Source organism: Rhodococcus sp. (in: high G+C Gram-positive bacteria), from assembly GCF_049591685.1.
In the GTDB taxonomy this organism is placed as follows: Bacteria; Actinomycetota; Actinomycetes; order Mycobacteriales; family Mycobacteriaceae; genus Rhodococcoides.
This window is the reverse complement of sequence record NZ_JBAWFH010000338.1, coordinates 1-5,173: the sequence shown is the minus strand read 5'-3', so window position 1 is coordinate 5,173 and position 5,173 is coordinate 1. Positions and strand designations below refer to the sequence as shown.

General features: G+C 64.9%; 6 protein-coding genes and 1 pseudogene. 6 read left to right on the top strand and 1 reads right to left on the bottom strand.

The annotated features are described in order from the left end of the window. From WBQ44_RS14270 to ltp2, 5 genes and pseudogenes are all read left to right on the top strand, one after another. Positions 1-233: pseudogene (locus WBQ44_RS14270) on the top strand (acyl-CoA dehydrogenase); the annotation flags it as partial. Next, positions 218-1,369 (top strand): acyl-CoA dehydrogenase family protein, encoded by a 1,152-nt coding sequence (locus WBQ44_RS14265; RefSeq protein WP_495567330.1) that lies wholly within the window; start codon positions 218-220, stop codon positions 1,367-1,369. The pseudogene WBQ44_RS14270 and the gene WBQ44_RS14265, both read left to right, overlap by 16 nt. Then, positions 1,366-2,277, top strand: a complete 912-nt coding sequence (locus WBQ44_RS14260) for a bifunctional MaoC family dehydratase N-terminal/OB-fold nucleic acid binding domain-containing protein (protein ID WP_495567329.1) — start codon at positions 1,366-1,368, stop codon at positions 2,275-2,277. The genes WBQ44_RS14265 and WBQ44_RS14260 overlap by 4 nt, the downstream gene beginning before the upstream one ends. Beyond that, the gene (locus WBQ44_RS14255) at positions 2,274-2,654 is read left to right on the top strand and encodes a MaoC family dehydratase (RefSeq protein WP_495567328.1); all 381 of its coding nucleotides are present in this window, start codon (positions 2,274-2,276) and stop codon (positions 2,652-2,654) included. Before WBQ44_RS14260 ends, WBQ44_RS14255 begins: the two co-directional genes overlap by 4 nt. Then, complete coding sequence (gene ltp2 / locus WBQ44_RS14250; RefSeq protein ID WP_495567327.1) at positions 2,651-3,823, top strand: 17-hydroxy-3-oxo-4-pregnene-20-carboxyl-CoA lyase; 1,173 nt, start codon at positions 2,651-2,653, stop codon at positions 3,821-3,823. Before WBQ44_RS14255 ends, ltp2 begins: the two co-directional genes overlap by 4 nt. On the opposite strand, the gene WBQ44_RS14245 is transcribed toward ltp2, so the two are convergent. After that, positions 3,792-4,520 (bottom strand): FadR/GntR family transcriptional regulator, encoded by a 729-nt coding sequence (locus WBQ44_RS14245; RefSeq protein ID WP_495567332.1) that lies wholly within the window; start codon positions 4,518-4,520, stop codon positions 3,792-3,794. The two genes, ltp2 and WBQ44_RS14245, sit on opposite strands and share 32 nt — an antisense overlap. 277 nt (positions 4,521-4,797) lie before the next feature. Here WBQ44_RS14245 and WBQ44_RS14240 point away from each other — a divergent pair. Further along, positions 4,798-5,173 (top strand): gluconokinase (locus WBQ44_RS14240; protein WP_495567331.1); only part of this gene is annotated, 376 nt, incomplete at its 3' end.

The following is a 5,173-nucleotide window of genomic DNA, read 5'->3' as shown; positions in this document are numbered from 1 at the left end:
TCTGGCAGGCGGATCGAGATCGACAGGCCGACGACAGCGACGTTCTCGCCTACTGGATCGCCTCCGAATTGCCCGCCGCAATGCAAATGTGCCACCACCTGCACGGCGGGGTCGGCGTCGACGTGACGTACCCGATGCACCGGTACTACTCGGCAGCCAAAGACCTCGCCCGCATCCTGGGTGGATCGTCGTACCGACTCGACCTCGTGGGGGCAGCATGTTCGTCGAACTGACCGAAGAGCAGCTGAAGCTGCAGACAGGGTTGCGTAACTACTTCGCCGACCTCGTCAGCGAGCACGACGCCGACATCATGATGACCGAGCGGCACGGAGAAACGTACCGCAAGATCATCAAGCGGATGGGAACCGACGGATGGTTGGGCGTCGGTTGGCCGAAAGAGTTCGGAGGGCACGGTTTCGGAGACGTCGAGCAATCGATCTTCGTCAACGAGGCTGCGCGAGCGGATGTTCCGCTGCCTGCCGTCACGTTGCAGACTGTCGGACCGACGCTGCAGAAATACGGAAACCATCTACAGAAGACGAAATTCCTGTCGGCGATCCTCGCGGGAGAAGTGCACTTCGCGATCGGTTATACCGAACCCGAAGCGGGCACGGACCTCGCGTCGCTGCGCACCACCGCAGTGCGTGACGGCGACGAGTACATCGTCAACGGGCAGAAAATCTTCACCACCGGCGGTCACGACGCCGACTACGTGTGGATGGCGGTGCGCACCGGACCGCCCGATTCGCGGCACCGCGGCATTTCGATGCTCATCGTCGACACCAGCGACCCCGGTTATTCGTGGACCCCGATCATCACGTGCGACGGCGCGCACCACGTCAATGCCACGTACTACAACGACGTTCGCGTTCCGATTGACATGCTGGTCGGGGAGGAGAACGCCGGATGGAAACTCATCACCACGCAGCTCAATCACGAGCGGGTGATGCTCGGGCCCGCCGGGCGAATCGCAGGACTGCATGTGAGACTGCGTAATTGGGCCGACGCTCACGGGGTGCGCGACGAGCCCGACGTTCGCCGCGCCCTGGGCGAAATCCACGCCACGTTCCGCATCAACGAACTGCTCAACTGGCAGGTGGCATCGAGTACCGCCGAAACAGTGGACGTGGCCGACGCATCCGCGACCAAAGTGTTTGCCACCGAACGTATCCAACGGGTCGGTCGGCTTGCCGAAGAATTGGTCGGCAGGCACGGTAACCCCGCCGATCCGGACACCGCGAAGTTCATGGACTGGTTGGACAAGCAGGTCAAACGCAACCTGGTCATCACGTTCGGCGGCGGCGTCAACGAGGTGATGCGTGAGCTGATCGCGACGTCGGGGCTCGGTCTCCCGCGAGTCGTCCGATGACCGAGACGATCGACGAGGCCGCGACGCGTATTGCCGCATCGGGGGAGAGTGCCCCGCGCGCCGGCCGAGATCCCGTCAATCAGCCGATGATCAACAATTGGGTCGAAGCCATCGGCGACACCAACCCCGTGTACGTCGACGAGGACGCCGCACGCGCCGCGGGCCATGCAGGCGTCGTGGCACCACCGGCAATGGCCCAGGTATGGACGATGGGCGGACTGCACCGTGTCCGATCGTCGGACGACCCGCTCGGACAGATGATGTCGATTCTCGACGACGCGGGCTTCACATCCGTCGTCGCGACGAACTGTGAGCAGACGTATCACCGCTACCTGCAGGTCGGCGAGGAAGTGTCGTTGACGGCTCGGCTGGAAGATGTGGTGGGACCGAAGAAGACCGGCCTCGGGCACGGGTGGTTCGTCACCACCCGCAACATCTGGTACGTCGGCGACGAACCCGTCGCCGAAATGCTGTTCCGCGTTCTCAAGTTCGTGCCGACGCCGACAGCGGATGCGTCGCAGCAGATTCGGCCCGTCGCGTCACAGGAGACCGAATTCTTCTGGGAGGGAACCCGAGTCGGCGAGCTTCGAATACAGCGTGTCGCCGACGGCTCCCTGCGGCACCCACCGATTCCCGCGATCTGGCAGGACCGGGACAAGCCCATCGACTACGTCGTCGCGAGCGGCCGAGGAACCGTCTTCAGCTACGTCGTCCACCACGCCCCCCGGGTGCCCGGCCGGACGCTCCCGTTCGTCGTCGCACTCGTCGAACTCGAAGAAGGAGTGCGCATGCTCGGGGAACTACGCGGGATCGAACCCGAGAACGTGACCGTCGGGCTCCCCGTCGAGGCCGCGTTCCTTCGCGTCGACGACACCTTGACGCTGCCCGCCTGGAAGGCCGTCCGGTGAACGCCGCCGTCGGAGATGTACTGCCCGAGCTGACGGTCACCGCAGACCCCACTTTCGTGGTGTCGACGGCGTTGGCCACCCGAGACTTTCAGGACGTTCATCACGATCGGGACAAAGCCGTCGAGCGAGGTTCGAAGGACATCTTCGTCAACATCCTCACCGACACCGGTCTCGTACAGCGCTTCGTCACCGACTGGGCCGGGCCGTCCGCAGTGCTGCGCTCGATCGCCCTGAAACTCGGTGTTCCCTGGTACGCGTACGACACGCTGACGCTGAAGGGCACGGTGTCCGCCGTGGACGGGAACGAGATGACGGTCGCAGTCGTCGGCACCGATTCTCTCGGCGACCACATCACGGCCACCGTGAGGCTGACATGAGCGGACTGTCCGGCGCGGCGGCGATCGTCGGCATCGGAGCGACGGACTTCTCCAAGAACTCCGGGCGCAGCGAGCTGAGGCTGGCAGCGGAAGCCGTCACCGCGGCACTCGACGACGCAGGCCTCACCGCCGCCGACGTCGACGGGCTCACCTCCTTCACGATGGACACCAATACCGAGACGGCAGTTGCCAGGGCGGTCGGCATCCCGAATCTGAAGTTCTTCAGCCGCGTTCACTACGGCGGAGGTGCGGCGTGCGCGACGATCCAGCAGGCGGCGATGGCCGTTGCGACGGGCGTCGCCGATGTCGTCGTCGCATATCGGGCCTTCAACGAACGGTCGGGAGCCCGCTTCGGGCAGGTCGCGTCTCATTTGGCATCGGCTCCGACGTCGTCGGGGGTGGACGCCGGGTGGTCGTACCCGCACGGTCTCGGCACGCCCGCCTCGTTCGTCGCAATGGTCGCGCGGCGCTACATGCACGTTTACGGAGCGACTAGTGAGGACTTCGGCGCCGTGGCCGTCGCCGACCGCAAACACGCGGCGAACAACCCCGCGGCGTTCTTCTACGGCAAGCCGATCACGCTCGAGGATCACCAGAACTCGCGGTGGATCGCCGAGCCGCTGCACCTCCTCGATTGCTGCCAGGAATCGGACGGTGGCATCGCGATCGTCGTCACTTCTGCCGAACGCGCCAAAGACCTGAAGAATCCGGCGGCGGTGATCACCGCCGCGGCGCAGGGGAGCGGCCCCGACCAATACATCATGACCAGCTACTACCGCGACGCCATGACCGGTCTTCCCGAGATGGGACTCGTCGGCGATCAGCTGTGGGCGCAGTCGGGGCTGCGGCCCGCCGACATGCAGACGGCCGTATTGTACGACCACTTCACCCCGTTCGTCCTGATGCAACTCGAGGAACTGGGCTTCTGTGGTCGGGGCGAGGCCCGCGACTTCATCGCCGATGGCGCGATCGAGCTCGGAGGCAGGCTGCCGCTCAACACTCACGGTGGTCAGCTGGGTGAGGCGTACATCCATGGCATGAACGGAATAGCCGAGGGTGTGAGGCAGATTCGTGGCACGTCGGTCAACCAGGTGGCGGACGTGCAGAACGTACTCGTGACCGCGGGAACGGGCGTCCCTACGTCTGGTCTCGTGCTCTCTGCTCCCTAGCGCGGATCGACTTGGCCGAATCGGTGACGATCTTCGACATCGCCCGTTCGGCGGTTTCGCCGTCGCCGGCCTGTATGGACGAGGCAACGAGACCGTGCAGCCGAATTGCTTCGGGGTCGGCCTGGTGAGACATCAGGGCGTGGCGGGTGCGGCCCGCGAGTACCTCGACGACGATCTCCGACATCGACCGCAACATCGGATTGCCCGACGCCGCGAGAAGGGTGCGGTGGAAATCTGAATCGTGCGCGAGGTAGGCGTCGGAGTTTGCGGCCCGCGACGTTGCGGACATGCCGATCACGGCGGCGGTCAGCTGACCGCAATGCTCGGGCGTCGCCCGCGTCGCGGCAAGACGAGCAGCCAGCGGTTCGATTCCCGACCTGAGTTCGCTGAGGATGATCAACTGTTCCGCCCGGTGCGGACCCGCGAGCTGCCACCGGATGACCAGCGGATCCAGCGAGTTCCACTGCGAAGAGTCCAGCACGGTGATGCCCACCCTGCGGCGCACGGTGAGCAAACCGAGTGACTCGAGAACCCTGACCACCTCGCGCACCACCGTCCGCGACACCTCGAAGCGCACAGCCACGTCGTCCGCCGAAATCGTGGTCCCTGCGGGTACAGCTCCGGCCACGATGTCCCGCCCCAGCTTGTCGAGTACGGAATCGTGCAACTGCAGGAACTCTGCGCTCGCGTCGGCCACCACCGATCGATCGTCCCACGCCCGAGGCGGCTCTGCGCCCCGTGATGCGGCTCCGCCGCCGGTGTGCACTTCTCACCACCTGAACAACACTTTTGGCGCACGGGTGGCGAAGCCGCCTTGCGCCGATTGGCAAACGGACATTTGGGGTACAACGATGGGGTCACCGACCACAGATTTGGAGCGTGATGGCAATGAGCGAATGCGGCAGCGGTACAGGGGCCCGGCACGGTGATCCGACGTGAGCGAGGCAATTCCTCAGCATCCGGTGCTGGTCATCATGGGTGTGTCCGGATCCGGAAAGTCAACGGTGGCAGGCATTCTCGCTGGTGCGCTCAAGTGGGACCTGCAGGAGGGCGACGATCTGCATCCCGATTCGAACGTCGAGAAGATGGCATCGGGGCAACCGCTGACCGACGAGGATCGCTGGCCGTGGCTCGAAACGATCGCCGAGTGGATTCGTGCGCGCACCGAAGCCGGCGAGCCCGGGATCGTCACCTGCTCGGCGCTCAAGCGAAGCTACCGCGATGTTCTGCAGAAGGGGTCCGAGGGGCACGTCGTCTTCGTGCATCTGGCGGGCACGCGTGAGCGGATCAGCGGCAGGCTCAACGCGCGGATGAATCACTTCATGCCCAGCGGGCTTCTCGACACGCAGC